Genomic DNA, 23,837 nt, shown 5'->3' with positions numbered 1-23,837 from the left:
CTGGCCCGCTGATGACGGTGGGCCAGTTTCAAATCAGACGACCGCTGCCAGCATGCTGGTGCAGGGCGGCAGGTGAGCATATAAATGAGCTGGATCGATACCCCTGATGAGTTGTACCCGCAATTATTTCAAGCGGTGCAGGACAGCCAGTTACTCGGCGATTCCAAGACTTTCGTCGATGCCCTGCCTAACGGTGAGCCTGCGGCAATCGTTGCCGACTATCTCAGCCAGCAACACCAGCCTGATTTCGACCTGAGCGAGTTCGTTGCCTCTCATTTCAAGCTGCCCGAGGGCGATGACAAGAGCCTCCATTCGGCAGAACGCAAGCCGGTGCGTGAGCACATTGAGCGACTCTGGGATGTGCTGACCCGAGCTCAGGATGCCAGGCAACCTCACAGCTCTCTACTGGCACTACCCAGGCCGTATATCGTACCCGGCGGCAGGTTCAGGGAGATCTACTACTGGGATAGCTACTTCACCATGCTGGGGCTGGCGGGTTCAGGCCGCATTGGCATGATTGAAAACATGGTGGCCAATTTTGCTTTCCTGATTGATCAGATCGGGTTCATTCCCAATGGCAACCGCAGCTACTATTGCACTCGCTCACAGCCACCATTCTTTGCCCTGATGGTGGAGTTGCTGGCGCAAACCACTCACAACCAGGACGTCTACCGACACTATCTGCCGCAGCTACAGCGCGAGTACGATTTCTGGATGATTGGGGCAGAAACACTGAGCGAAAAGAACCCGGTTTCGCGACGGGTAGTTCTGGCAGGGGGCACCTGCCTGAATCGCTACTGGGATGACTCTAGCCTGCCGCGCCAGGAAAGCCACGCAGAAGATCAAGAGCTGGCGGCCGACAGCAAGCGCGAGACGGCGGAAGTATACCGAGACATTCGTGCTGGAGCAGAGTCGGGCTGGGACTACAGCTCGCGCTGGTTTGCCGATGAGCATGACATGGCCAGCATCCAGACCACCCAGATTGTTCCGGTGGATCTGAACTGCCTGTTGTACAAGCTGGAGACGGTTCTGGCAGTCGCATATCAGCTAACGGGTGATCACCCACAGCAGCGCTTCTGCGAGGAGCGAGCCGCTGCACGGCGCAAGGCTGTCCAGACTCTGTTCTTTGATCCAGAAACCCAATTTTTCGCAGACTTGCTGCTGCCGGAGTTGCAACCCAAACCCAGCTTGTCACTGGCTGGGGCCTACCCTCTGTTCTTTGAATTGGCCACACCTGAACAAGCTGCCGCTGTGGCGTCCCGGATCCATTCACGCTACCTGAAGCCCGGTGGCTGGGTTACCACTCTTGTCAACACTGGACAGCAATGGGACTCACCTAACGGCTGGGCACCGCTGCAATGGATCGTCTATCGTGGATTGTGCCTTTACGGGTACAAAACAGAGGCAGAAACGGGAGCCCGACGCTGGATAGACAACAACCTGCAGGTCTATCAATCCGTGGGAGCTCTGGTGGAGAAATACAACGTCGAGCAGCCGGGAGTGTTGGCAGGCGGCGGTGAGTATGAGGTGCAGGACGGATTTGGCTGGACCAACGCGGTACTGTCAAGGTTGATGGATGAGCTGGGGGATGAGGGATGACTTGCATGGCATACGTCGCTGGTCCGTTTTTCGACAGAATGGGGAGTCTGGAATTTTGGATAAGGTCGTTTAAATTCAGAAAATGAAAAAGCGAATATACGTAATCGGGGACGTTCATGGTGAGCTGGACATGCTCCAGTGCGCGATCGACAAGATAGAAGCTGACGGTGGGGCCGATGCGAAAGTCGTCTTTCTGGGAGATTACGTCGACCGGGGTGCGCAGAGCAAAGAGGTCATTGAGTTTTTGATTGAAGGCTTGTCTGTTGGCAAGAACTGGCTGTGCCTTCTTGGCAACCATGACCGGATGTTCAGCCTGTTCATGCAAGATTCCCCGCAAGCTGATGTGCGACTCCCACGCCAGTACACCTGGCTGCACGACAGGATTGGTGGCAAAGAGACGTTAGCCTCTTACGGAATAAACGCAGGCGATGGTGATCATTTCCGTGATGCCCATAAGCGAGCCCGTGCCACAGTTCCAGAAGCGCATCTCAAATTCCTTGAGTCACTGGAATACTTCCACCAGGAAGATGACTTTCTTTTTGTCCATGCTGGTATTCGTCCTGGCATACCTTTCAAGCAACAGGACAAAAATGATCTTGTCTGGATCAGAGGCGAGTTCCTGGAGAGTAAGAAGCCGCACCCCTGGTTAGTTGTGCATGGACACACACCCGTTGAAGCGGCACGTCATTATGGTAATCGTGTGTGCCTGGACACCGGCTCCGGCTATGGCAGGCAGCTGACATGCGCAGTCTTTGAAGGTGCTGATTGCTGGCTATTGACTGATGGCGGAAGAACGCCGCTCTTGCCAGAGCCGCTTGATTGACAAGTGAGGATGGTATCCAGATAGATAGCCTCGAACCCGCCAATTAACAGGAAGAATAGTGATGGGGAAGGACTTAATCAGCCAATACAAGGCAGCCTTGCAGAAATGAGAAAGGCGGAGCAATTCGAGATACCGGTGAATTTGTAGTAGCTGGACTCTCGTGCAGGAGTCTGATCCAGGGAGGAAACACCGGGTGGGCTACTAAAAGGAGTTACTTTCTTTCTTTACCTGAAAGAGGCGAGCGCCTGTTCCAGAAACCAGCAAACCCCGCTACGTGCGGGGCTTGCTGGTATTACCGTGTCTATGTGACAAGGATTAGATCGCAGAGACGTTAACCGCTGCTGGGCCTTTTTGACCCTGTTCCATGTCGAAGCTTACTTTCTGACCTTCATCAAGCGACTTGTAACCGTCGCCAGTGATAGCAGTGTGGTGAACGAATACGTCCTTGCTGCCATCTTCAGGAGCGATAAAGCCGAAACCCTTCGCCGCGTCGAACCACTTAACTGTACCAGTACTCAAGATAATACCCTGTATATAAAAAACATCAAAATGGACAGACCGTCTGAAACAAAGGTAGCTTGAGACTACAAACTCCTTCAGACTAAATCTGCTATCTAGCAAATACCTTTCACGTAAAATACGCTTCGAGTCACTAACAACGGACAGCTCTTGAATTTCTCCTAGAACCGTCACAGTTGCAATATAGGTAGTTTACGTCTCGAGTACAAGCGTCAAAACACTTAATTTCACATTTATTCGCTCAAGTGCACTTTTTGACACTTTTGAGCGATATAAATCCCTCTTAAGACGTTGAAGATGTTAGCTATTGGGAGATGTGGCATGATAATTGTCGCAAGTAGGTTAAAAATATTGCGTTTCGCTTAACAATGCGTCATAGAAGAGCTTGATGCGCCAAGCCTCGCCAAGGTGAACATCGACATACCTAACGTGGAGATGATACTCCCATTACCCTAACTCGCAATTGAGCATCAGCCACTACTTTCGTCACAACTGTTCATGCCGGTCTGCGATCTCATCACCAGTTTCAGCATTTTCGGCTTCAAGCCCATGAGGCGTGTCCAGCACGGGATCATGTCGACATTCCTGAAGCTGCCTGGATCCGTGCTGCCGTAGCTCTCGTTAACAGCTCTCGTTGTTGAACTCAACTCCTCACACGATGGCATCCTGGCCTTCCACGAGCAGAGGAGGCTGGAGCTGGGCAGCTCTCTTTTGTCTCAGGGCTTGTATTGTGAATTCAGCTCAAAGCCTCAGCTGTCACAATGACACCATCCGTATCGGTATAGACATAATCACCTGGACGGAATTCAGCGCCACCAAAAGACAAGGGGATGTCACGCTTGCCCTGAGTAACAGGAATGTATTTTCTGGGGCAAGTACCCAAGGCGTACAGTGCGACCGGAATGTCTTTGATCTGAAAAGTATCTCTGACATAGCCGTTGACGATGATGCCAGCGTAGCCACTTGCCTGAGCGAACTTCATCAGGTTCTCTCCCACGATAGCGTAGTAGGCTTGATCTGAATCGACGACAACTACTTTGCCTTGCCCGTCTTCATCGCGTAGTAGCGTGATGAGGTCACTATTATTGCGATCCAGCTGGATGGTGACGACTTCGCCCTGACACATCTCAGCCCCCCCGTAGTTTGAGTATCCGGGGCCGAGCACCGATACCTTGTCAGGGTGAACGTCGCAAAAATCTGCAGTGAAATCGGCCATGTTTTGCTCTCTGATGGGGGGTGTCAGGCCCAGTCGGTATGGGCTCGAACGGAAGATACTATCATCTCGACGTCTCTGTACAGGAGGACTTTTGATACTATGATCGCTTGGTTACAGAGCACGTTAAACATGAAAGTCGTAACGGGTGTGATTGGCAACGATATTCATGTGGTTGCCAACCGATTGATGGATCTGTCGCTGAATGCGAGAGGCTACGAGGTATTCAACCTGGGTGTGAATACCTATCTGGAAGAATTCTTTGATGCAGCGGTCGAGACTGGCGCAGAGATTCTGCTGATTTCCTCTCTCAATGGTGAAGCCGAAGGCTGGGCCCGGGAGGTCAAGCAGCTCAGAGCCAAATACAAGAGTCTTGACCAGCTCATCATGATGATCGGCGGCAATCTCACAGTGGGCAGCGGCAACGCTAAGGATATCGTACCGCGTTACAAGAACTATGGCTTTGATCTCGTGTGCCACCAGGTGGACTTGAATACGGGACTGGACATGCTCGAAGACTACATTAAAGAATATGTACCTCCACAGGAGAACCCCAGCTCATGAGCCAGCTACAGGAAGAGCGCGAAATCATCCTCGGCAATGAGAATGTTGACTCCTTTGATTTCGATGAAGTGCGCGAATTCGTCAAGGGTGCTGATGAGAATCTGTTCATTTCTCATCATTTTGCCAAGAAGGAAAAAATGCTGGTTCAGCCTCGCGGCGGCTTTCCAACCTATGAAAAACAGTTCGCCCTGTATGAGTTCTTTGTCGATGCCAATGTCGACGTGCTGCCACTGACCATCGATTCCAACACCCGGCTTAATGACTACACCACGGCCAAGAAAATGTTGCGCCTGAGTGAGGCGAACGAGGTGGATATGCTCAACGGCTATCCGCTGGTCAATCATGGCTACCGCAATACGCGCAAGATGATGACGCATTTCAATCATCCGGTCAGTTTGCGCCACGGCACACCTGATGCCAGGCTTCTGATCGAAATTGCCATCGCCTCAGGTATCTTCGAAATAGAAGGTGGGCCGATCACCTATCTGCTGCCGTATTCCAAGAACTTCCCGCTGGACAAGGCATTCCTGTACTGGAAATACGTTGAACGAGTATGTGCTGATTACTCAACCCTCAACAGACCCATTAACCGAGAGTCCTTCGGTCCACTCACCGCCACTCTCGTGCCGCCATCAATAACGATTGTCATTCAGCTGCTGGAAATGCTGCTGTCACTGGAGGAGGGCGTCAAGTCATTCTCGGTGTCCTTTTCCCAGCAAGGCTCTATGGTCCAGGACATTGTCACCGGCACAGTGACTCGAAAGCTTGCGGACCACTACGCAGCACAGATAGGCTGTGAAGATGCCATTATCAATCTCGTGTATCACCAATGGATGGGCGCCTTCCCGACAAACAGGGATTCTGCCGATCAGCTCATCAACATGTCTACGGTTATTGCCTCGATGGTTGGTGCAGACAAGATCATTACCAAGACCCGCGAGGAGGCTGTCGGCATTCCCACCAAGGAGGCCAACGCAAAGACTGTGGCCAACACGCAGTACACGCTGAGAATTCTCAGCGGTCTTCCCGCCATCGTCGATGAGCAGGAGGAAGAGATCCTGACAGCGGAAGTGCATGCCATCATGGAAGCGGTATTCAATGACCCGGCCGATACTCTCTGGCGCAAGGTGTTCAACTCGATCAAGAACGGCATTATCGATGTGCCTTTCTCACCGCATATCATCAACCATAACAAGATGATTACCATTCGAGATGCTCAAAAGAATATCCGCATTATCGAGCGCGGTAATGTGCCGATCCCCGATCGTTGTTATGCCTATGAGAAGTCTTGTTGCGATCTGAACAAAGACACGACCAGCATCGTCAATGACATCATCCGCGATATAGGAATAATGCAGTGAGTACGAGTAATCAAAAGCTTCTGATCGATATCGGCAGCACCTATTTCAAAGTCTGTACTTCTGAATCCATCGAGCAACACTTTCGGGATTTCAACAAGCAGATTCTTGATGATCTGATGCACAAATGCGGCGAGACCGTACAGCGCTTTGATGCAAAGGATATCCATATCTGCTCATCTGCCAATGGTGGCCTGAGCACACTGATCATCGGGCTCACCCATTCCTATTCGCTGAAGTACGCAACCAACATCGCGTTCAACGCCGGCATCAATATCATTGACTCCATCGTTTTTCAGGATATAGAAGACTACTCGATCCCCAGTGATCTGATCGACGTGGTCATCATTGTTGGTGGTATCGATTCCAACAGTGGGTTGTTTGATGAACGCTTGCTGAGCTATCTGGACAAGCTGCATTACTCGAACGTGGTGTATGTTGGCAACGCTCCGGACGCAGATTTTGTCGCGTCACATGTCAAGAAGCTCGTCGTGCTACCCAATATCATTGACGATCGCCTGCATATTGTCGAAAGGCATCTGAAAGACTACCTCACCAACCTGTATCAGCAGGATATCGAAGGCAAGGAGGATATCAAGGATCTGTATCAAATCACCGGCAATCAGATCTACCCCACGCCCTATGTGGTCAACAAATCCCTGCCACTGATCCACGCCTCTTTTTCAGTAACCGATCCTTTCATTCTGTTGGACATCGGCGGCGCTACAACCGATGTGCATTACTCCAAGGATCTGGTCAGCGACAATATCGTCACAGAGCAAGAGCACGACAGGATAGTGTTCAAGAAGCTGGGGGTTTTCAAATCCAGGCAGTCATTGATATTCACGGCAGAGAATAACGAGTTTGCCTATGAACTGCTGATGCATCTGAAGGTGACCGAGAACATCTACAACGAGCACAGTGAGAAAGCAACGAGAATACTCATGCAACTGGCGATCTTTCTGGTGCTTTGCAAAATGTCTCACTACAGGCCGACCTACGTTACCCTGAGGCTGCTCGCAATGAACTCCATTGTATTTACCGGTGGTATAACAAAAGTACTCAACACCGATGACATCGAAGATGTAGTGGCATTTTTCTATCGGAAAATCCTCAATTCGGATCACAAGCCTGTGACTGTGCTGGACGCCAACTACGACATCTGGACACTCGGTGCAAAGGAGCATGCAACATGTCAATAAACTGTATCCGTATATTGCTGGACAAGGCAGCACAGACGCACCCGGATAAAATTGCCCTGACACACAAGGAGCAACAGCTTACCTATGCAGAGCTGCTGGCCCGGGTCAATCATGTTGCCTTGTATCTACAAGAGCTGGGGCTGCCCAAAGGGTCCAGAGTAGGGGTTTATACCAACAAGGATATTTCTCAGGTCATCGCCATATTGGCGACCCTCTCGACTGATTACATTCTGGTGCCACTGACGCGCCTGCTCAAGCCGGAGCAGGTTCAGTACATTATCGACGACTGTGGAATTCAATGCGTCATCACCGACAAACTCAAACTCAATAGTATTGAGGAAATTGACTTCGACGGACATATCATTTCCATCGAAACGGTTGATAAGAACATTCCTTCGTTCGAAGAAATATTCAAGTACTACAACAAACCCTTCAGCTGCGATATCAACGGCCATGACAATGCCGTCATTACTTATTCATTTGGTTTTACAGGTACGCCCAAAGGTATTGTCATCTCGCATCGCAATCTTATCGATTCGGCACGGGTTGTGTCTCAGTACCTGGAGCTTGCCGATACCGACGTGATTTCCGGTCTGCTTATCTTTAACCTGGATTATGGCTTGAATCAGATTTTTTGCGCGATTCTTAACAAGGCAACCTTGTCATTACATCGTTTTATCTTGCCCGAAGATTTTTTCAATCACCTGATCAATGATCAAGTCACCGTGCTGCCTCTCATGCCGGTTAATATTTCGCAGATGTTCGACGAAGACTTGCCTGCGCATCCCAATGCCGATTTGCTGGACAAGGTACGAACGATCACCTCCTCAGGTGGAAACGTGACAGTGAAGATGATTGAGGATTGCGAGAAGATCTTCAGAAACGCTCGATTCTATTCCATGCATGGGCTGACCGAGGCGTTCCGCTCCACGTATCTGGATCCTTCACAAATCAAGATTCGTCCCGATTCCATCGGCAAGGCCATTCCCGATGTCGAGCTCTACGTAATCGATGAAAACGGTCAGGAATGCGCACCACGGGAAGTAGGTGAGCTGATTCATCGAGGTAGTTATATCTATCGAGGATTCTGGAACGCTCCTGAAGATACTGCTGAACGTTTCAAATCGGTACAAATACTCAAGAACGCCGTAGACCTGGAAGGGCAGCTGGCCGACGAGATTGTCGTTGCAACCGGTGACTATGTCTACAAGGATGAAGAAGGCTATTTCTACTTTGCTTATCGTCGTGACGACATGATCAAGACCAGTGGCTTTCGAGTATCGCCCTTTGAGGTCGAGTCTGTCGTTGCCAGGCGCCTACCGCAAATACAACAATGCGCGGTCTTTGGTATGGACAACCCGCAGATAGAAGAAGAAATTGTCATGGTGTATTCAGCACCGAGCGAGATCTCTGAAAAAGAGATCACCTTCGAACTGAAAAAACATTTGGCGACTTATATGATACCCAGCCGCATTGTGTATCGAAAGTCCTTGCCCATGGTGCAAAGTGATCAGAACCAGATCAACAAGGATGAGTTGAAGCGAGAGCTGGCTGATATTTGAATTTCAGATCGCCGGGTAGTGTGCCCGGCGCTCTGGGGGCGTGAATGGAAACTTATCTGTTTCACGATCCCTTAGTCAGCGTTGATACCAATCAACTCGACGTCGAATATCAATGTGGAGCCTGGCTCTATTTTACCCGCAGCGCGATTCCCGTAAGCCAGGGTGCTGGGAATGAAAAGACGAGTCTTTTCACCTTCGACCATCAACTGCAGGCCTTCTGTCCAGCCCGGAATGACCTGATTCAAGCCAAAGGTAATTGGCTCGCCTCGTTCGACGGAACTGTCGAACACCGTGCCGTCAATCAGTGTGCCGTGATAGTGCACCGTCACTCTGTCTGAGGCGGACGGATGCGTGCTACCCGTACCTGGCTCCAGGACCATCAGTTGCAATCCGGAAGCGGTGCTTTGCACACCATCAGCTTTGCCATTTTCATCCAGAAAGGTCTGCCCTGACTGGATGTTCTCCATAGCTTTACCGTTGCTCATGTACTGCTTCGCGACATACCAGGCAGCGCCAACGACGAGCAGTATCAGAAAGTATTTCATGGTGCACTTCTCTTGACTATGATTAAAGCATCAGGATAACGAATTATTGATGTTAGCGGTTGGCTGCTTCACGTCGGCCGCGATTATCATGGGATCTATTCAGAAGGGAATACCGGTATAGCCTATTGATTCTATATTGCAACTCCGGTGTTAAGAGAATGAGGCTGGCCCATAATTCACATCAAACACACTACCGCTTAGCCAGTTATCTGGATGGCCCTTGTAGCAAAAAACGTATACATATAAGTACCATTCAGCGAGTGTGATGGTGGCATCACTATTCAAATATCCAAGAGTTGTATTACATCGAATCGAGAAATATGGCTATCATGATGATTACAGTGCGGACAAGCTGATAATCAGTGGACCAAGCGCATCATGTTCTGCGAAAGGGCGTGGGAATTCTCTCTAAATACAGTAGGCACCTATGAAAATGAGCTTGGTCTCCAGAACATTTTGCAAATCATTGTGTCTCATGGCTCTGTTACAAGCGGATGTCGTACTCGGTGCGTCAGATGATGATGATGAGAGTACAGACTTTTTTACATTCACCTTTGAAAACGACGTTTTCGTCGGAAAGGATGCCGGATATACCAATGGCACTGGTATCACTGTAGGTTCTGCCGGTTTCAGTGAATTCAATAACGATAATGTACCAGGCTGGATCTACTGGCTGATCAAAGATCGGTACATCAGTACCGAGCCTGACAAAAATCGCGCTATTGCACATATGTTCTTTCAACGGATGCAAACGCCCACCGAGATCACGGATCGCGCCTTTATAGCCGACGACCTTCCTTATGCCGGTCTGCTTGCATGGCAAGGCACTGCCTATTCATGGGATGAGCATGTCTCTGACCAGCTATCACTGTATCTGGGCATGGTTGGGCCAGCCTCATTAGCTGAGCAGTCGCAAATAGCAATTCACAAGATGATCGGTGCGGACGCCCCCAGAGGTTGGGGTCATCAGCTCAAGAATGAACCCATCGTGAAGATTGAAATGCAACGTACCTGGAGCCTGTATCGCAACGAGAGCAGTCGACTGCAATATGATGTTGTTGGGTTAGGAGGCATGGGGCTGGGCAACCTGAAGAGCGCTGCCAAGGCGGGTTTCGCCGTACGTTGGGGGACTAATCTTAGCGCCAGTGTCGGCGCATTCTCACTACAGGCGGACAGACACGTGAATCCACTGGCTTTTACAGATACCAATGACTTCTATCTGTTTGCCGGCGTGCGGGCAGGGTATGTTGCCAATGACATCCTGATAGACGGCAATACTTTCACAGATAGCCCATCTCTTGCTCTGGAACACTTCCAGAATGAAGGCGCGGCTGGCGCAATCTGGAGTCGAAATCGCTGGGCTTTTGTGTTTGCACTCTCGTCTTCCAGCTCCAGAACAGAGTTGACTAGCGATCGAGAAAGTCATGGCGCTTTCAGCGTGACCTACCGCCACTAGGCGCTGTGAGGAGTGGCAGGCACGAATGACATCATGGCCTGCCTCTCATTGAGACCGAATCAAATCATTGCTTCGACTTCAAAATTGCCGCTATCAAATCTGCTGGCACCTCATCGGGAACCGCATCATCAGGCAGGCCCAACACCACTTTATTGATCTCAACAGTGCGCTTGTACGAAGCCAGATAGTCGCGGCATTCCCTGCATACCAGCAAGTGCATTTCAAACATCGCAACCTGCTTCCGAGTCAGCTCGCCATCCAGGTAGGCGAGTATGAAATCTTCAAATTGGCGGCACGTCAGCATACCGGGCATATGCGTCAACATCTGTCCCTTCAACCAACGAACCGTACGTTGTAATACTGATTCGCTCTTCAATTGAATTCTCCCCGGAGAACCGGATCCAGCAACTTTTTCAATGCTGATCTTGCCCGATGTAGCCGTGTTTTGACATTGCTGACAGTTATATTCAGCAAGGAAGCAACTTCTGCAGTGTCGTAGCCCTCGATATCTCTAAGCAGTAGAACGATGCGGTAGTCATCTGGAAGCTGTGCGAAGGCGCGGTGTACCGAAGATTGGAGTAACACGCTTTCCATGACCTTTTCGGTTCCCACCAAGTATGTGCAGCGATCTTCCAGACGACATCCATTCTTGTCAAATTCAGGAAGGCACTCTTCAAGAGATTGTTCTGAAAGACGTTTCATCTTGCGTAGCTGCATCAATGAATTATTGATGAGAATCTTCTTGAGCCAGGGTTTCAGACTTGCCTGATCTTTCAATGTGTTGTAGCAACGAAAGGCGTTGATGAATGATTCCTGAACCGCATCCTGGGCCAGTGCACGATCTTTCAATATTTTTTCGGCTAACGCCAACATCCATACAATGTGTTCTTTGACAATGTGCTCTTTATCGCACTTTTTTGTCGCTACTTCTATTTTGTACGGATCATCCGGCGTGTCCCCTGGCATAAATCTCTTTAATCAACTTCTAAACATTGGGTGTGAGAGCTTGCCGTGACGTCTTAGTTCCAAACTATTTTCACATCGTGTGTAACCGATCGATTGTAGCGAGCATCTAATGCTCTGAAGCGACTAATTCAACCATCTCGTGTTACTTGTACGACATGGTTGTCTGAATCAGATGAACGAGCACTGAGTCACACGAGCCAAAATACATGTTGATACGCCAATATTTTCTAATCTTTGCAGTCAGTGCCCCGATTCTGCTGCTGGGCCTGTACACGGTCTGGACACCGGCAGTCTGGATCCTGCTGTTGTTGGTCCCCATCATAGCTCTGGGTATCATTGATGTACTACAGACCAAACAGACGATACGCCGACTGTATCCGGTTCTGGGACGATTCAGATATCTGCTGGAATCCATTAGAACAGAAATACAACAGTACTTTGTGGAGTCTGATACTAGTGGTACCCCCATACCCAGAGAGTTTCGTTCACTGGTGTATCAACGCGCTAAAGGTGATCGTGACACACGACCATTTGGCACCATTTTCGATGTCAATCGACCCGGTTACGAGTGGATGAACCACTCACTGCAGCCCAAGCATGCACACGAACTTGACCCTCGCGTAGAGTTTGGCGCAGGGCGGTGTGCAAAACCCTATATGGCCTCTCCACTCAATATCTCTGCAATGAGTTACGGTGCCTTGAGTAAAAGCGCCATCAGAGCGCTGAACAAAGGAGCCAGCATTGGAGGCTTTTCACACAATACGGGCGAGGGCAGTCTGAGCCCCTATCATCTGGAAGCCGGTGGGGATATCGTCTGGCAAATTGGCACAGGTTATTTTGGATGTCGAACGCAGGACGGTAATTTCGACGCAGAACTATTTCAAAAATCGGCAACACTTGATGTCGTGAAAATGATTGAAATAAAACTGTCACAAGGTGCAAAACCGGGCCATGGAGGCATATTACCTGCGGCCAAACTGACTGAGGAAATTGCCCAAATACGCCTGGTTCCCATGGGTCAGGATGTTGTCTCACCAGCAGGTCATTCTGCTTTCTCCACGCCTCTGGAACTTCTGGATTTCGTGGAGCAGTTACGCGAGCTCTCAGGCGGCAAGCCTGTCGGTTTCAAGCTTTGTATCGGTCGGCGTGATGAATTTCTGGCTATTTGCAAAGCCATGAAGCAGACCGGAAAAGTACCCGATTTCATCACTGTCGATGGTGGCGAGGGTGGCACAGGCGCAGCCCCGACAGAAATGACCAATTCTCTGGGAACGCCTTTGCGGGATGCACTGATATTCGTCAATCAGGCACTTATAGGGACCGGGCTTCGAAATCAGATACGGATCATTGCATCAGGCAAGATCCTCACAGCGTTCCATCTGCTAAGGGTGATAGCACTGGGGGCCGATACAGCTAATTCAGCCCGAGGAATGATGCTGGCATTGGGTTGCATACAATCTCGCACTTGCAATACCGATCATTGCCCGACAGGCATTGCAACACAGAATCCAGCACGCGCCAAAGGTCTGGTCGTCAGCGACAAGGCAACCCGTGTGGCAAATTTTCACAGAGCAACGATTGCCCATCTGGCAGAGCTGATTGCGGCCGCTGGATTGGACAATCTCGATCAACTGGAACCCAGGCATATCAATCATCGAGTGCAGGGAGCAACGGTCAAAACCTATGCTCAGCTATACCCGGTCATTGAAGAAGGCTGCCTTCTCAATGAGATGAAAATCCCGGATGACTGGAAAGATGACTGGCAATCAGCTCAGGCAGATCGCTGGTAACTCAACACAACTATAGGGATAGAAAATATTTCATGAAGACCTCCGACCTGTTTGTAAAAGCGCTCGAGAACGAAGGCGTCAAGTATATTTTCGGTATTCCTGGTGAGGAAAATCTGGATTTTCTGGACTCGTTGAAAAACTCAAGTATCAAGTTGATACTGACACGGCATGAACAGGCGGCAGGCTTCATGGCCGCCACCTACGGCAGATTGACCGGCGAACCCGGAGTATGTCTATCAACGCTGGGCCCTGGTGCGACCAATTTTGTCACAGCCGCAGCCTACGCTCAGCTGGGTGGTATGCCCATGATCATGCTCGGTGGGCAGAAACCGATTCGTAAAAGCAAGCAAGGGCGCTTTCAAATCGTTGATGTCGTCAACCTGATGAAGCCTGTTACCAAGTATTCAGAGCAAGTGGTGGACGGCAACAACTTGCCCTCTATGGTGCGTGAAGCGTTCCGTCTGACGATGGATGAACGACCGGGAGCTGCCTATATCGAGCTGCCTGAGGATATTGCAGAAGAGCAGACAGATGCAACCGTCTTTGATGTCGTCGGTCACCGACGTCCGGATGCAGGCCAGCCCTCTATTGATCAAGCCGTTAAGATGATCAAAGAGGCCAAGTTGCCATTGTTGCTGATCGGTGCTGGCGCCAACCGCAAGCGAACCAGCGAGTCTTTGAAAGCACTGGTTGATCAGTCAGGCTTGTATTTTTTCGATACGCAAATGGGAAAAGGTGTTGTTGATGAACGCCACGAGCGTTACATTGGTACCGCAGCGTTATCCTCCGACGACTATCTGCATTGTGCAATAGAGCGCGCGGACCTGATTATCAATGTAGGTCACGATGTCATTGAAAAACCACCTTTTTTCATGGAGAAAGGCGGCAAGAAGGTTATTCATATCAATTTTGATGCTGCCAACATCGATGATGTCTACTTTCCTCAGCTCAATGTAGTTGGTGACATTTCCAGCTCGATAAGCAACATTACAGAAAAACTGGGAAAGCTGGACCAGGACTTCAGTTTCTTTGAACGTGTCCGTGACGATGTTGATTCACACGTTACAAAGTACTTCAAGGATACGCGTTTCCCTGTGCTGCCTCAGGCACTGGTTAGCCTGCTACGCGAACATCTTGATGCCGAAGATATCGTGACTCTGGACAACGGTGTCTACAAGATATGGTTTGCCCGAAACTACGAATGCTACGCGCCGAATACCTTACTTCTGGACAATGCACTTGCCACCATGGGAGCCGGTCTGCCCTCTGCTATGGCTGCCAAACAACTGCATCCGGAACGCAAGGTTGTTTCGGTCAATGGCGATGGTGGCTTTCTGATGAACTCTCAGGAACTGGAAACCGCTGTTCGTATGGGTCTGGATCTGGTGGTCATCGTGTTGACTGACAATGCCTACGGCATGATCAAGTGGAAGCAGGAAGGTGTTGGCTTCGATAATTTCGGACTGGACTTCAACAATCCGGATTTGGTTCAGTATGCCAATAGCTTTGGAGCAACCGGACATCGCGCTTCGAGCTACGATAATTTTGTATCGATTCTGGAAACCGCTTTGAATGGTGATGGGGTGCACGTCATTGATCTACCCGTAGACTATTCGTTAAATCACTCTATCCTTAATGTGTTGTTGAAGGAAAGTGCCTGCATTGTCTGATTCCAACGAGAGCCACGTCATGCTGAATGTCAATAATCCTTTCAACGGTCAGCTCATCGAGCAGGTCGCTGTCAATACAGCCGAGGATGTGGAGCAGGCTCTGGCGCGAGCACATGCCTTGTTCGAAGATCGTTCTGCATGGCTACCTGCTTATCAACGTATCGAGATTCTCGAGCGTGCTGCGCAGATCATGAGTAACAGGGTAGAGGCACTGACTCTTCTTGCCGCAGAGGAAGGCGGCAAGCCCTATGCCGACTCTAAAGTAGAGGTGCTCAGAGCGATCAATGGCCTGAAGCTGGCCATCGAGCACATTCCGCAGATCAAGGGCGAGCAGATACCCATGGGGCATACGGCGTCCTCAGTTAACAGGTTGGCCTTTACTCAGCGTGAGCCCATTGGCGTGGTCTCGTCGGTCAGTGCGTTCAATCACCCCCTGAATCTGATCGTGCACCAAACCGTTCCTGCGATTGCCGTTGGTGCACCGGTTATCATCAAGCCTGCGCAAACAACACCATTGTCGTGTTTGAAGTTTGTGGAAATACTCCAGGAAGCCGGCTTGCCAGAAGGATGGTGCCAAGCCCTGATCGTTGGCAATGAAGACGCCGAAAAGCTGGTCGTCGATGAACGGGTCAATTTCTTCTCGTTCATCGGCTCAGCAAAAGTTGGCTGGATGTTGCGCTCCAAACTATCACCAGGGACTCGTTGTGCTCTGGAACACGGTGGCGCAGCCCCGGTGATTGTTGATCGGTCTGCAGACGTCGAATCAGTTATCGATAGCGTACTCAAAGGCGGCTTCTATCATGCCGGACAGGTCTGTGTATCGGTCCAGAGAGTCTATGTCCATGAAACTGCCTGTGATGAACTGGCGGCAAAACTGGCAGAGAAAGCCAGTCAATTGATTGTTGGTGATCCACTGGACGAGAAGACCGAGGTCGGACCTCTTATTCTGCCCAGAGAAGTTGATCGAGTCTCGCAATGGGTCGAACAGGCGCGGGAGAGCGGTGCCAAAGTGTTGTGTGGCGGGAAGAAGTTATCCGAAACATGTTACGCGCCCACCGTTCTATTGAACCCTGACGACACCGCAACGGTATCGCAGAATGAGATCTTCGGCCCAGTGGTGTGCATTTACTCCTACAAGGACAAGAGCGAGGCTATCGCCAGGGCTAACGCCTTACCCTATGCCTTCCAGGCCTCCATATACACTAATGACCTGACGGACGCACTGGACACGTCAAGCAAGTTGAACGCTACAGCTGTCATGGTGAATGATCACACTGCATTCAGAGTGGATTGGATGCCATTTGGCGGACGTGATGCGTCAGGCCTGGGTATGGGAGGTATTCAATACTCCATGCATGATATGACTCGGGAAAAAATGCTGGTGATTAAAAGTACCGTGTTGTGATGACCCGCTTGATTCCCATAACACGATATATCACAGGAAAAAAGTCATGACTTTATTGAAGCACATCCTTGCAATCGCACTACTTGCAGCGATGCTTTTCATGGGCCTGCAAAAATTCGGAGCTGATAACTATATCTTCGCAACGATTGCTCAGAAGTCCGGATTCGCCTTCTTTGAACCGGGATTCAGAATGTTCTCTGGCGTGCTCGAAGTCCTGGCAGGCATATTGATGTTTCATCCTCGGACCCGTGGTGCTGGCGCAGTGCTTGCCAGCGGCATCGTTGCTGGTGCTGTCGTGTTCCACCTGTCGCCCTGGTTAGGCACCAAGGTTGCCATGGCTGCGGGCGCTGAACCCAGCTACAGCTTGTTCACGATGGCTCTGGCCTATCTCGTGCTTGCCTTGATCAACCTGTTTCTGAACCGACAATCAATCCCTTTCATCGGGCGTCATCTCCCTTGAAGTGTTTCACGGGCTTGATTTGTAGTCGAGCCTCCTACCAGAACACCCACCAATGCGACACTTTGCGTGTCCGAATAATATAAAGAGATCATCATGAAATTTAATACATCACGGGCGATTGGTCTGGCTCTGACGAGCGGTGTTGCACTGGCCGGTTGCAGCAGTCTGCCATTTCTGGGAAAGCCCGATCCACGTTGGGCAGATTATAAAAGCTGGACCAAAATTACCGAAGGCGAGCCTTCTACCGGGAATTCACAAGCTCTGGGTGGCGTGCACATGGGGATTGAAGGTTACCGTGATGTGTATGTCAACGAGATCGGACTTGAGATGCTGACAGGAGACGGGCCTTACGATTTTCCTGAAGGTACAGTTGTGGTCAAAGAACAATTTGCCAACAAAGCCGATTGGGAAACCGGCAAGCGTGCCGCACATACCATCAGCTTGAAAGTGGCCGACAACCCGGGTACTTCCGCTGCTGACTGGAACTGGGCTGCTGGTTACACGGGCAAGGTAAAGGCGCATATTGCCGATCCTAACTGCGTCGCCTGTCATACCGCTGCGGTTGCCTTGAACAAGTCTGACTACGTCTTTTCGGTCCCAGCGTACCTCGAAGCCAACTAAATCAGGAAGCGTTCTTGATCGACTCAAAGAACGGTAAACGCAATTGCAGCTTGTAAAGTTGCATTGATGGAAACTTCAATGTAACCAATCTCTATCTGAAGCGTATGCACTGCTACCTACAGGCTCATTGCTGTTAAAGCGTGAGCCTGCTCTTAACGGCTTATGAGTCTGTTAAGGGTGCCGGCTTGGTGCGCTTTACAATCATGGCAGTGTTGATCGGCTCTCGATCCGACTCAATTCGTATCCTGATCGATCGCGCGGCTGATCGCCCGATGTGCCTCCCTGGCAGCGAATATGACCGCAACAGCTCCGATGCCAAGACCAACGTAGGAAATAACCTCACTCATGGAGTAGCTGCCAGTTTCGCTGCCCCCCATGTGCACCACTTTGTTCCCTATATGTCCAATCCAGACCTCCAGCACGATAGAGGGCAGCATCGCCGGCAACGCCAGCAGCAATGGCACGAGACGAATACCAGCAGCGCCTAGCATATACGTGATGCTGGCGTGATTCACGGGTGTCAGTCGAATGAGAAGTTGCAGTCGAAGTCCTTCATTCAATACAACATGTTGTATTGCTCGCATCTTGGGCCGTTTAATAATAAAGCGTTCGATAGGTGCAGCAAATGGACGAGCCAACGTAAATTGCAACAAAGTCCCCAGCAACGTAGCCAGGGCGACACCAAGAACTCCCCACACAGGTCCGAACAGGGCACCAGCACTGATGCGTAACAAAGTGTCAGGGAACAGCAGCGAGGTCAGTATGACGTAGGCAGGTATGAGTGCAAGCTTACCCATCGGACCAAGAGAACTGATTCTTGACTCGATACTGGAGAGCTGGGTGCCAAGAGCTTCACCGCCGATAACAACAGCACCGAGCAAGAGCACTGCGGTAGCAAGAAAAAACATGCCGCGGCGGGTGAACACTGCGCGTCTGAGGATCTGCAAGACATGACTGCTTGAATTCATGCTAGGTGCGTATTGATTACTGGATGAGATTCAGCCGCGTGACCGATTGTCAAATGCGATCAACGATATCTGCTATTGAGTTGACAACATGTTTGGGCCGATAGGGGAAGCGTTCTATTTCGGATTTTGCGGTGGAGCCTGTCAGCACCAGAAAGGTCTCCAGGCCAGCCTCTATTCCGGCAATGACGTCAGTATCCATACGATCTCCGATCATCGCCGTGGATTCTGAGTGAGCTTCAATCTGGTTCATGGCACTGCGGAACATCATGGGGTTCGGCTTGCCAATGAAGTAGGGAGTGACACCGGTTGCCTTGGTAATCAGTGCCGCTACGGATCCTGTTGCTGGCAATGAGCCCTCTGGTGACGGACCCGTTGCATCGGGGTTCGTCGCGATGAAGCGTGCACCTTTCTCAATGAGACGAATAGCCGTTGTAATGGCTTCGAATGAATAGGTTCTTGTCTCTCCCAATACGACAAAATCAGGGGCTGTGTTGGTGAGCGTATAGCCAACTTCATGTAACGCGGTGGTGAGTCCGGCCTCGCCGATAACAAAGGCAGATGCGTTGGGCGCCTGATCGTTCAGAAATTGCCCAGTGGCGATCGCTGAGGTCCAGATACGGTTTTCTGGCACCTGCAGTCCAGAGTGAGCCAGGCGTGCCGACAAGTCTCTCTGCGTAAAGATCGAGTTGTTGGTCAGTACCAGAAAGTTGCGATCCTTTTCTATCAGGCGAGCCAGGAATTCAGCAGCTCCCGGGATGGCGTCACCTTCTCTGACCAGGACACCGTCCATATCGGTGAGCCAGGTATCTATTTTCATTTCAGTGGACATGCTTTTCTCCGATCGGGCACTCATGAGGCAAGTAGCTGCCCCGTTGACTCGACAGGGCCTTCAAAGTGTAGCAAATCGTCACCCGCTACATTCTGGGCACTACGGCATCCTGCAGATGTCTCCACGGCACTGTACTGGCGGTATATGGCTGCCGAGTGCACGCATGCTCACCAGGGCTACCAGAATGCCTGCGATGATGCCTGCATAGGCAGGAATAGCATGCGGTGATAGGGACGGTATGGCAAACAGAATCAAACCGTCATTGCCTCCGGGAACCAGCACGGTTCCCATCCCCATGAGCAAACCGCCTGCGCCGTGACGAATGGCGATTCCTGCGCCGGGTAAACGCAGTTTGAACGATCCGCGTTGCAGGCTTGAGAACGCCATGCCCAGTAGAGCCGCACCCACGATACCCCAGGCCAACAGAGGCTGGGCACAGCTTGTTCCTGATCGGGATCCGATGCCACACAGGATGGTGGAGGAGAATGACCAGGGGCCTGTTGCTTCGACAATGACTGCGTTGGACAAGCCAACCAGTGCAGCTCCAGCCGATAAGGTATAGACAGAGGCACCAAGAACTCGCTTCAATGTATGTTTGCGCCAGAATCGTCGCGCAATAAGGAAGCTCTCGCCCAACAGAGCAGTGCAAAGCAGCAGCAGAACCCACAAAGGATAGTCAGGCTGTTGCAAAACGATGGGATTTGGGTGAGATAAAGGAATTATCGTGGCAATCCACATACCTATTGGCCAGGCAGCGACAGTGACCCACTGCCCAATATTGCCATCCACAGCGCGGGTCAGGGTTGAAAATGTGCAACCACCATTCAGTCCGGCTCCAACACCGAATAACACACCACCCATGACAGATAGACTCGTGAGAGGCCAATGGGTGAAAGTACTCGCGTGTCCAAATGCCCCGATTATCGCAATCAGCGTCATTACCCAGACAGCACTTTTCATGAATGACCACAGGAAGTAGCCGCGACGAGATGTGAGAATCTCCGCCACAGCCTTGACTGTACATAGCCCGGCTCGGTGAGCAGAGAAACCAAGGATGGCCCCCACAACAAGCGATAGCAGGATATTTGACACGTTAGTTTTGTATCCAGGACGTGCCTGAGCATTCTGGTTCTGTCAGGCATCTATAACGGCGGAGAACCTTTTGAGGCAGGTAATCCGAATCTAAGGCAACTGCTTATCACTGAGGAGGCGGGCTGCTGTGCAGTGATATTGTGCGCCAGCAGACCTTTGAGCGCTCTGCGACAACGATAGTTTATCACCGTGAGAGGATCATCTGCGTGTAGAAGCAAGGATCGCTCCCGCTACGCAATCGTCGAAGCCATCCAGCGTTTCACGAATTTCAACGGAGGCAGATAGGGGAGTTCCGATTTGAAATGCATTCTCGATAGCTTGTAACCAAAAGCCTTCTTCGTGCATCTAGTGTGCATGGGAGTTGAACAGTTAGTCAAATAATAGTTGTTCGATGCAGTGGAGGAATCGGTGCTTCGGTAAGTATAACCATGCCTCAAGTTCAACAAATGATGAGCTGTGCATGACTTCCATTCAATCCATCGTTATGAGAAGAGGAATAGAAAATGAACAAAACAAACGACACAGCTAACAAGAACAGACGGGCATTCACCAAGCTCCTTGGCATGGGGGCTGTTTTTTCATTTCCTCTGGCTACCATGACTTCTCTTCTTCCGAGAACAGCGTCGGCAGATTCATTGCTTGACCCTTCATCCGATAGCGCCAAGGCGCTTCAATATACGGAAACAAGCTCCACAGACAATGCTACCTGTAAAGCCTGCATGTTCTATCAAGGCGGCCAGGAAGAGCAGGGTGGATGTCCTATATTTCCGGGAAATGAAGTGAAAGCCACCGGTTGGTGTTTGACGTTTACTCCAAAAGCCTAGCAAACAAGCCATTTTTCAAGGAACTTGTGCCTTCCTGCAGAGCGTGCTTGCCACTATTTTATTGCAAGCATGGTCTGCTAAACCGAATCCATGTAGATCAGAACAACCTGACAATCGCGGATTAATCCTCTGTTTGTCAGCTTAAGTAATTGGAATAAGAATATCGATGAGTGAAACAAGCAAGTTGCTAGATCGATCCGAGTTGCATACAGATACCGGTGTGGGTATTTTGCGTATTGCCGCGGGTCTTTTCTTTCTGGTGCCCGGTATCCTCAAGGTTATCGCTCCAGAGTCTTTTCTAGCGATGACGGCACACTTCCCTGCAGCTTTACAATCACAGCTGGACTGGCTATTCAATCTCGTGATCATCGCAGAGATACTCGGCGGCCTGATGTTGATCGTTGGCTGGAATATCCGACTGGCCGTGCCCGCTCTGGTCGTTATCACGGTGATTGCCGAGTCTCTGGTCGTTATCAACGACACAGCGTCGAACATCCGCTTGCTGAGCCTGGCTGCACATCTCATGGGAATTGGCCTGTACAGCGCCATGTTCTTTCTGGGCAGTGGTCGCTGGGCGATAGGGCGCGGCAGGAGTGTACTGCACTGGCTGGCCTCAAGAGATGCAGGCCGACTCTCGAAGGCGGCTCACTCGGTGACAAGCGGTGCTGGCAGGAATGTTGGCGTGTTCTTGATTCGTGCGTCGGTCTCCATTCCATTTATTGCTGCATTCTGGTTGGGGCTGACCGACGAAGCTTACCAAAGCGTGCTGCTTGAGCCAATCTGGTTTCGCAATATCTTGTTGCTCGTATCCCTGATCGGCGGCTTGTCCATGCTGACCGGGTTTCAGACAAACACCATGAGCTGGGTGCTCGCAGCACTGGCACTGCTTCACTTGGCTACGGTAGGTATCGCCGATGCCTCATCGTCACAGATCGGAATCATCAATATCCTGTTTCATCTGTTGATCATTGCCGCTGTTGTCTCCCTGCGATTGATCAACTTTGGCTCTGACCTGGAAGTTGCCCATATCCTCTCTCTCGACAAGAAGAATGTGGTTGTGGTCGGTGGTGGTTTCGCTGGTACGCAGCTTGTCAGGAAACTTGAACGCAAACTGCCGAATGACTGGCAGGTCGTACTGATCAGTGAAGAGAACTACACCACGTTCAATCCCATGCTCGCTGAGGTGGTAGGCGCCAGCATATTGCCAAGCCATGTCATTGCCCCGATTCGGCGCATGATCAGGAAGACCCGTTTCATCTCGGCCCGATTGACGAGTGTGGACATTGAGGGCAAGACGGTGAGCTTTGAAGGCGAGGAGCGAGATCATGTCCTTGCCTACGAGCATCTTGTTTTTGCTTTCGGCTCACGGGCCAATATGGAGCTTGTGCCTGGTATGGCTGAGCACGCTATGCCATTCAAGTTGCTCGGTGATGCGCTGGCACTGCGTAATCGCGTGATTGAACAGATGGAGAAGGCCGAACAGGAAGAAGACGCCGAGACACGCCGCTGGCTCGGACATTTTGTCATTATCGGTGCGGGATTCAGTGGGGCGGAGATCGGTGGTGCGATTCAGGACTTTATCCATGCGTCACACAAACACTACCCTAGGTTGCACGACGATGATCTTGCCGTCACCCTCATTCACCGTGGTGAGGTGCCACTGCAAGAACTCAGTCCGAAACTGGGTGAGCACGCGATGCAACGCATGCTACAGCAAGGAATTCGTATGCGGATGAGTACTGGAGTTTCCGAAGTCGATGCTCGTGGAGTGGTAACCGACAAAGGCGCAAGAGTGGAGGGGGCAACAGTTATCTCCACGATCGGCACACGCTCAAACCCGTTGATGGAGACCATGGATGTTCCTGTTCAGCGTGGCCGCATCACCGTTGAGCCCGACATGTCCATCTCGGGACACGAAGGACTCTGGGCGATCGGCGATTGCGCAGCCATACCCAACGCTCATGACGGCAACCTTGCACCACCCACCGCGCAGTTCGCCATACGTGAAGGCCATCAGCTGGCAGATAACATCGCTCAAGCTATTGCTGGCAAGCCAACAAATGCCTTCAACTACGACTCGAAGGGCTCAATGGCTACCATTGGACACCTGAATGGTGTTGCGGAGATCTCCGGTGGTATCCGCCTCGGTGGTTTTCCTGCCTGGCTCTTGTGGCGAGCCTTCTACTTGTCGCTGATGCCAACCATGGCAAAGAAGACGCGTATTTTGTTCGAATGGACCTGGAGCATGCTGTTCTCACCGGACATCATCAATCTGCGCTTTACAACGACAGAGAACGCCGACAAGTCCCGGGAGGAAAGACGTCGCGATTAAGGTAGGCTGTTGATGATATAAGGAAGCTCACTAACTGTG

Annotated in this window: 22 protein-coding genes; 14 read left to right on the top strand and 8 right to left on the bottom strand. The window is 50.9% G+C overall.

What is annotated here, in order from left to right; genetic code table 11:
• Positions 1-84: 84 nt before the first annotated feature.
• Both treF and IMCC3135_RS17165 read left to right on the top strand, forming a co-directional pair.
• The gene (treF, locus tag IMCC3135_RS17170; RefSeq protein WP_088918729.1) at positions 85-1,599 is read left to right on the top strand and encodes an alpha,alpha-trehalase TreF; all 1,515 of its coding nucleotides are present in this window, start codon (positions 85-87) and stop codon (positions 1,597-1,599) included.
• 82 nt (positions 1,600-1,681) lie between these two features.
• Positions 1,682-2,422, top strand: coding sequence for a metallophosphoesterase family protein (locus tag IMCC3135_RS17165; protein ID WP_088918728.1), 741 nt, complete (start codon positions 1,682-1,684; stop codon positions 2,420-2,422).
• A gap of 315 nt (positions 2,423-2,737) precedes the next feature.
• Here IMCC3135_RS17165 and IMCC3135_RS17160 read toward each other — a convergent pair whose 3' ends face one another.
• Together IMCC3135_RS17160 and rraA are read right to left on the bottom strand one after the other, a co-directional pair.
• Positions 2,738-2,941, bottom strand: coding sequence for a cold-shock protein (locus IMCC3135_RS17160; protein ID WP_088921900.1), 204 nt, complete (start codon positions 2,939-2,941; stop codon positions 2,738-2,740).
• Positions 2,942-3,677: 736 nt separating this feature from the next.
• A complete protein-coding gene (gene rraA, locus IMCC3135_RS17155; protein WP_088918727.1) occupies positions 3,678-4,157 on the bottom strand; it encodes a ribonuclease E activity regulator RraA in 480 nt (159 codons plus the stop codon).
• 129 nt (positions 4,158-4,286) lie between these two features.
• Here rraA and glmS point away from each other — a divergent pair, with 129 nt between their 5' ends.
• The 4 genes from glmS to IMCC3135_RS17135 are packed head-to-tail and all read left to right on the top strand — an operon-like array spanning position 4,287 to position 8,840.
• Positions 4,287-4,718 (top strand): methylaspartate mutase subunit S, encoded by a 432-nt coding sequence (glmS, locus tag IMCC3135_RS17150; protein WP_088918726.1) that lies wholly within the window; start codon positions 4,287-4,289, stop codon positions 4,716-4,718.
• On the top strand, positions 4,715-6,079 hold the full coding sequence (locus IMCC3135_RS17145; RefSeq protein ID WP_088918725.1) for a methylaspartate mutase: 1,365 nt from the start codon (positions 4,715-4,717) through the stop codon (positions 6,077-6,079). Before glmS ends, IMCC3135_RS17145 begins: the two co-directional genes overlap by 4 nt.
• The gene (locus tag IMCC3135_RS17140; protein ID WP_088918724.1) at positions 6,076-7,278 is read left to right on the top strand and encodes a glutamate mutase L; all 1,203 of its coding nucleotides are present in this window, start codon (positions 6,076-6,078) and stop codon (positions 7,276-7,278) included. Before IMCC3135_RS17145 ends, IMCC3135_RS17140 begins: the two co-directional genes overlap by 4 nt.
• Entirely contained in the window at positions 7,269-8,840 is a 1,572-nt protein-coding gene (locus IMCC3135_RS17135) for an AMP-binding protein (protein WP_088918723.1), read from the top strand. The genes IMCC3135_RS17140 and IMCC3135_RS17135 overlap by 10 nt, the downstream gene beginning before the upstream one ends.
• Positions 8,841-8,911: 71 nt before the next feature.
• Here IMCC3135_RS17135 and IMCC3135_RS17130 read toward each other — a convergent pair whose 3' ends face one another.
• On the bottom strand, positions 8,912-9,385 hold the full coding sequence (locus tag IMCC3135_RS17130) for an FKBP-type peptidyl-prolyl cis-trans isomerase (RefSeq protein WP_088918722.1): 474 nt from the start codon (positions 9,383-9,385) through the stop codon (positions 8,912-8,914).
• A gap of 475 nt (positions 9,386-9,860) precedes the next feature.
• Between IMCC3135_RS17130 and IMCC3135_RS17125 the strand changes: the two genes are divergently transcribed.
• Complete coding sequence (locus tag IMCC3135_RS17125; protein WP_157736061.1) at positions 9,861-10,841, top strand: lipid A deacylase LpxR family protein; 981 nt, start codon at positions 9,861-9,863, stop codon at positions 10,839-10,841.
• 64 nt (positions 10,842-10,905) lie between these two features.
• Here the strand turns inward: IMCC3135_RS17125 and IMCC3135_RS17120 are convergent, their stop codons facing one another.
• Positions 10,906-11,217, bottom strand: a complete 312-nt coding sequence (locus IMCC3135_RS17120; protein WP_157736060.1) for an anti-sigma factor family protein — start codon at positions 11,215-11,217, stop codon at positions 10,906-10,908.
• Positions 11,214-11,807, bottom strand: a complete 594-nt coding sequence (locus tag IMCC3135_RS17115; RefSeq protein WP_088918719.1) for an RNA polymerase sigma factor — start codon at positions 11,805-11,807, stop codon at positions 11,214-11,216. The genes IMCC3135_RS17120 and IMCC3135_RS17115 overlap by 4 nt, the downstream gene beginning before the upstream one ends.
• A gap of 206 nt (positions 11,808-12,013) precedes the next feature.
• Between IMCC3135_RS17115 and IMCC3135_RS17110 the strand changes: the two genes are divergently transcribed.
• From IMCC3135_RS17110 to IMCC3135_RS17090, 5 genes are all read left to right on the top strand, one after another.
• Complete coding sequence (locus IMCC3135_RS17110) at positions 12,014-13,597, top strand: FMN-binding glutamate synthase family protein (RefSeq protein WP_088918718.1); 1,584 nt, start codon at positions 12,014-12,016, stop codon at positions 13,595-13,597.
• A gap of 32 nt (positions 13,598-13,629) precedes the next feature.
• On the top strand, positions 13,630-15,267 hold the full coding sequence (locus tag IMCC3135_RS17105; RefSeq protein ID WP_088918717.1) for an acetolactate synthase large subunit: 1,638 nt from the start codon (positions 13,630-13,632) through the stop codon (positions 15,265-15,267).
• 19 nt (positions 15,268-15,286) lie between these two features.
• Positions 15,287-16,672, top strand: a complete 1,386-nt coding sequence (locus IMCC3135_RS17100) for an aldehyde dehydrogenase family protein (protein WP_088921899.1) — start codon at positions 15,287-15,289, stop codon at positions 16,670-16,672.
• Positions 16,673-16,718: 46 nt separating this feature from the next.
• The gene (locus tag IMCC3135_RS17095) at positions 16,719-17,132 is read left to right on the top strand and encodes a hypothetical protein (RefSeq protein ID WP_157736059.1); all 414 of its coding nucleotides are present in this window, start codon (positions 16,719-16,721) and stop codon (positions 17,130-17,132) included.
• A gap of 93 nt (positions 17,133-17,225) precedes the next feature.
• On the top strand, positions 17,226-17,753 hold the full coding sequence (locus IMCC3135_RS17090) for a cytochrome P460 family protein (protein WP_088918715.1): 528 nt from the start codon (positions 17,226-17,228) through the stop codon (positions 17,751-17,753).
• Positions 17,754-17,986: 233 nt separating this feature from the next.
• Here the strand turns inward: IMCC3135_RS17090 and IMCC3135_RS17085 are convergent, their stop codons facing one another.
• The 3 genes from IMCC3135_RS17085 to IMCC3135_RS17075 all read right to left on the bottom strand — a co-directional run bounded on the left by IMCC3135_RS17085 (position 17,987) and on the right by IMCC3135_RS17075 (position 20,642).
• A complete protein-coding gene (locus IMCC3135_RS17085) occupies positions 17,987-18,721 on the bottom strand; it encodes a VTT domain-containing protein (protein WP_088918714.1) in 735 nt (244 codons plus the stop codon).
• Positions 18,722-18,770: 49 nt separating this feature from the next.
• The gene (locus IMCC3135_RS17080) at positions 18,771-19,550 is read right to left on the bottom strand and encodes an HAD-IIA family hydrolase (protein ID WP_205737574.1); all 780 of its coding nucleotides are present in this window, start codon (positions 19,548-19,550) and stop codon (positions 18,771-18,773) included.
• Positions 19,551-19,649: 99 nt separating this feature from the next.
• The gene (locus IMCC3135_RS17075) at positions 19,650-20,642 is read right to left on the bottom strand and encodes a YeeE/YedE thiosulfate transporter family protein (protein ID WP_088918713.1); all 993 of its coding nucleotides are present in this window, start codon (positions 20,640-20,642) and stop codon (positions 19,650-19,652) included.
• Positions 20,643-21,145: 503 nt separating this feature from the next.
• Here IMCC3135_RS17075 and IMCC3135_RS17070 point away from each other — a divergent pair.
• Together IMCC3135_RS17070 and IMCC3135_RS17065 are read left to right on the top strand one after the other, a co-directional pair.
• The gene (locus IMCC3135_RS17070; RefSeq protein ID WP_088918712.1) at positions 21,146-21,466 is read left to right on the top strand and encodes a high-potential iron-sulfur protein; all 321 of its coding nucleotides are present in this window, start codon (positions 21,146-21,148) and stop codon (positions 21,464-21,466) included.
• A gap of 166 nt (positions 21,467-21,632) precedes the next feature.
• Positions 21,633-23,798 carry an FAD-dependent oxidoreductase gene (locus tag IMCC3135_RS17065; protein WP_088918711.1) on the top strand — a complete coding sequence of 722 codons (2,166 nt, stop codon included), beginning with the start codon at positions 21,633-21,635 and terminating at the stop codon, positions 23,796-23,798.
• Positions 23,799-23,837: the final 39 nt, after the last annotated feature.

It is taken from the genome of Granulosicoccus antarcticus IMCC3135 (assembly GCF_002215215.1).
In the GTDB taxonomy this organism is placed as follows: domain Bacteria; phylum Pseudomonadota; class Gammaproteobacteria; order Granulosicoccales; family Granulosicoccaceae; genus Granulosicoccus; species Granulosicoccus antarcticus.
The sequence above is the reverse complement of the archived record's forward strand: the minus strand, read 5'-3'. Positions and strand labels throughout refer to the sequence as shown.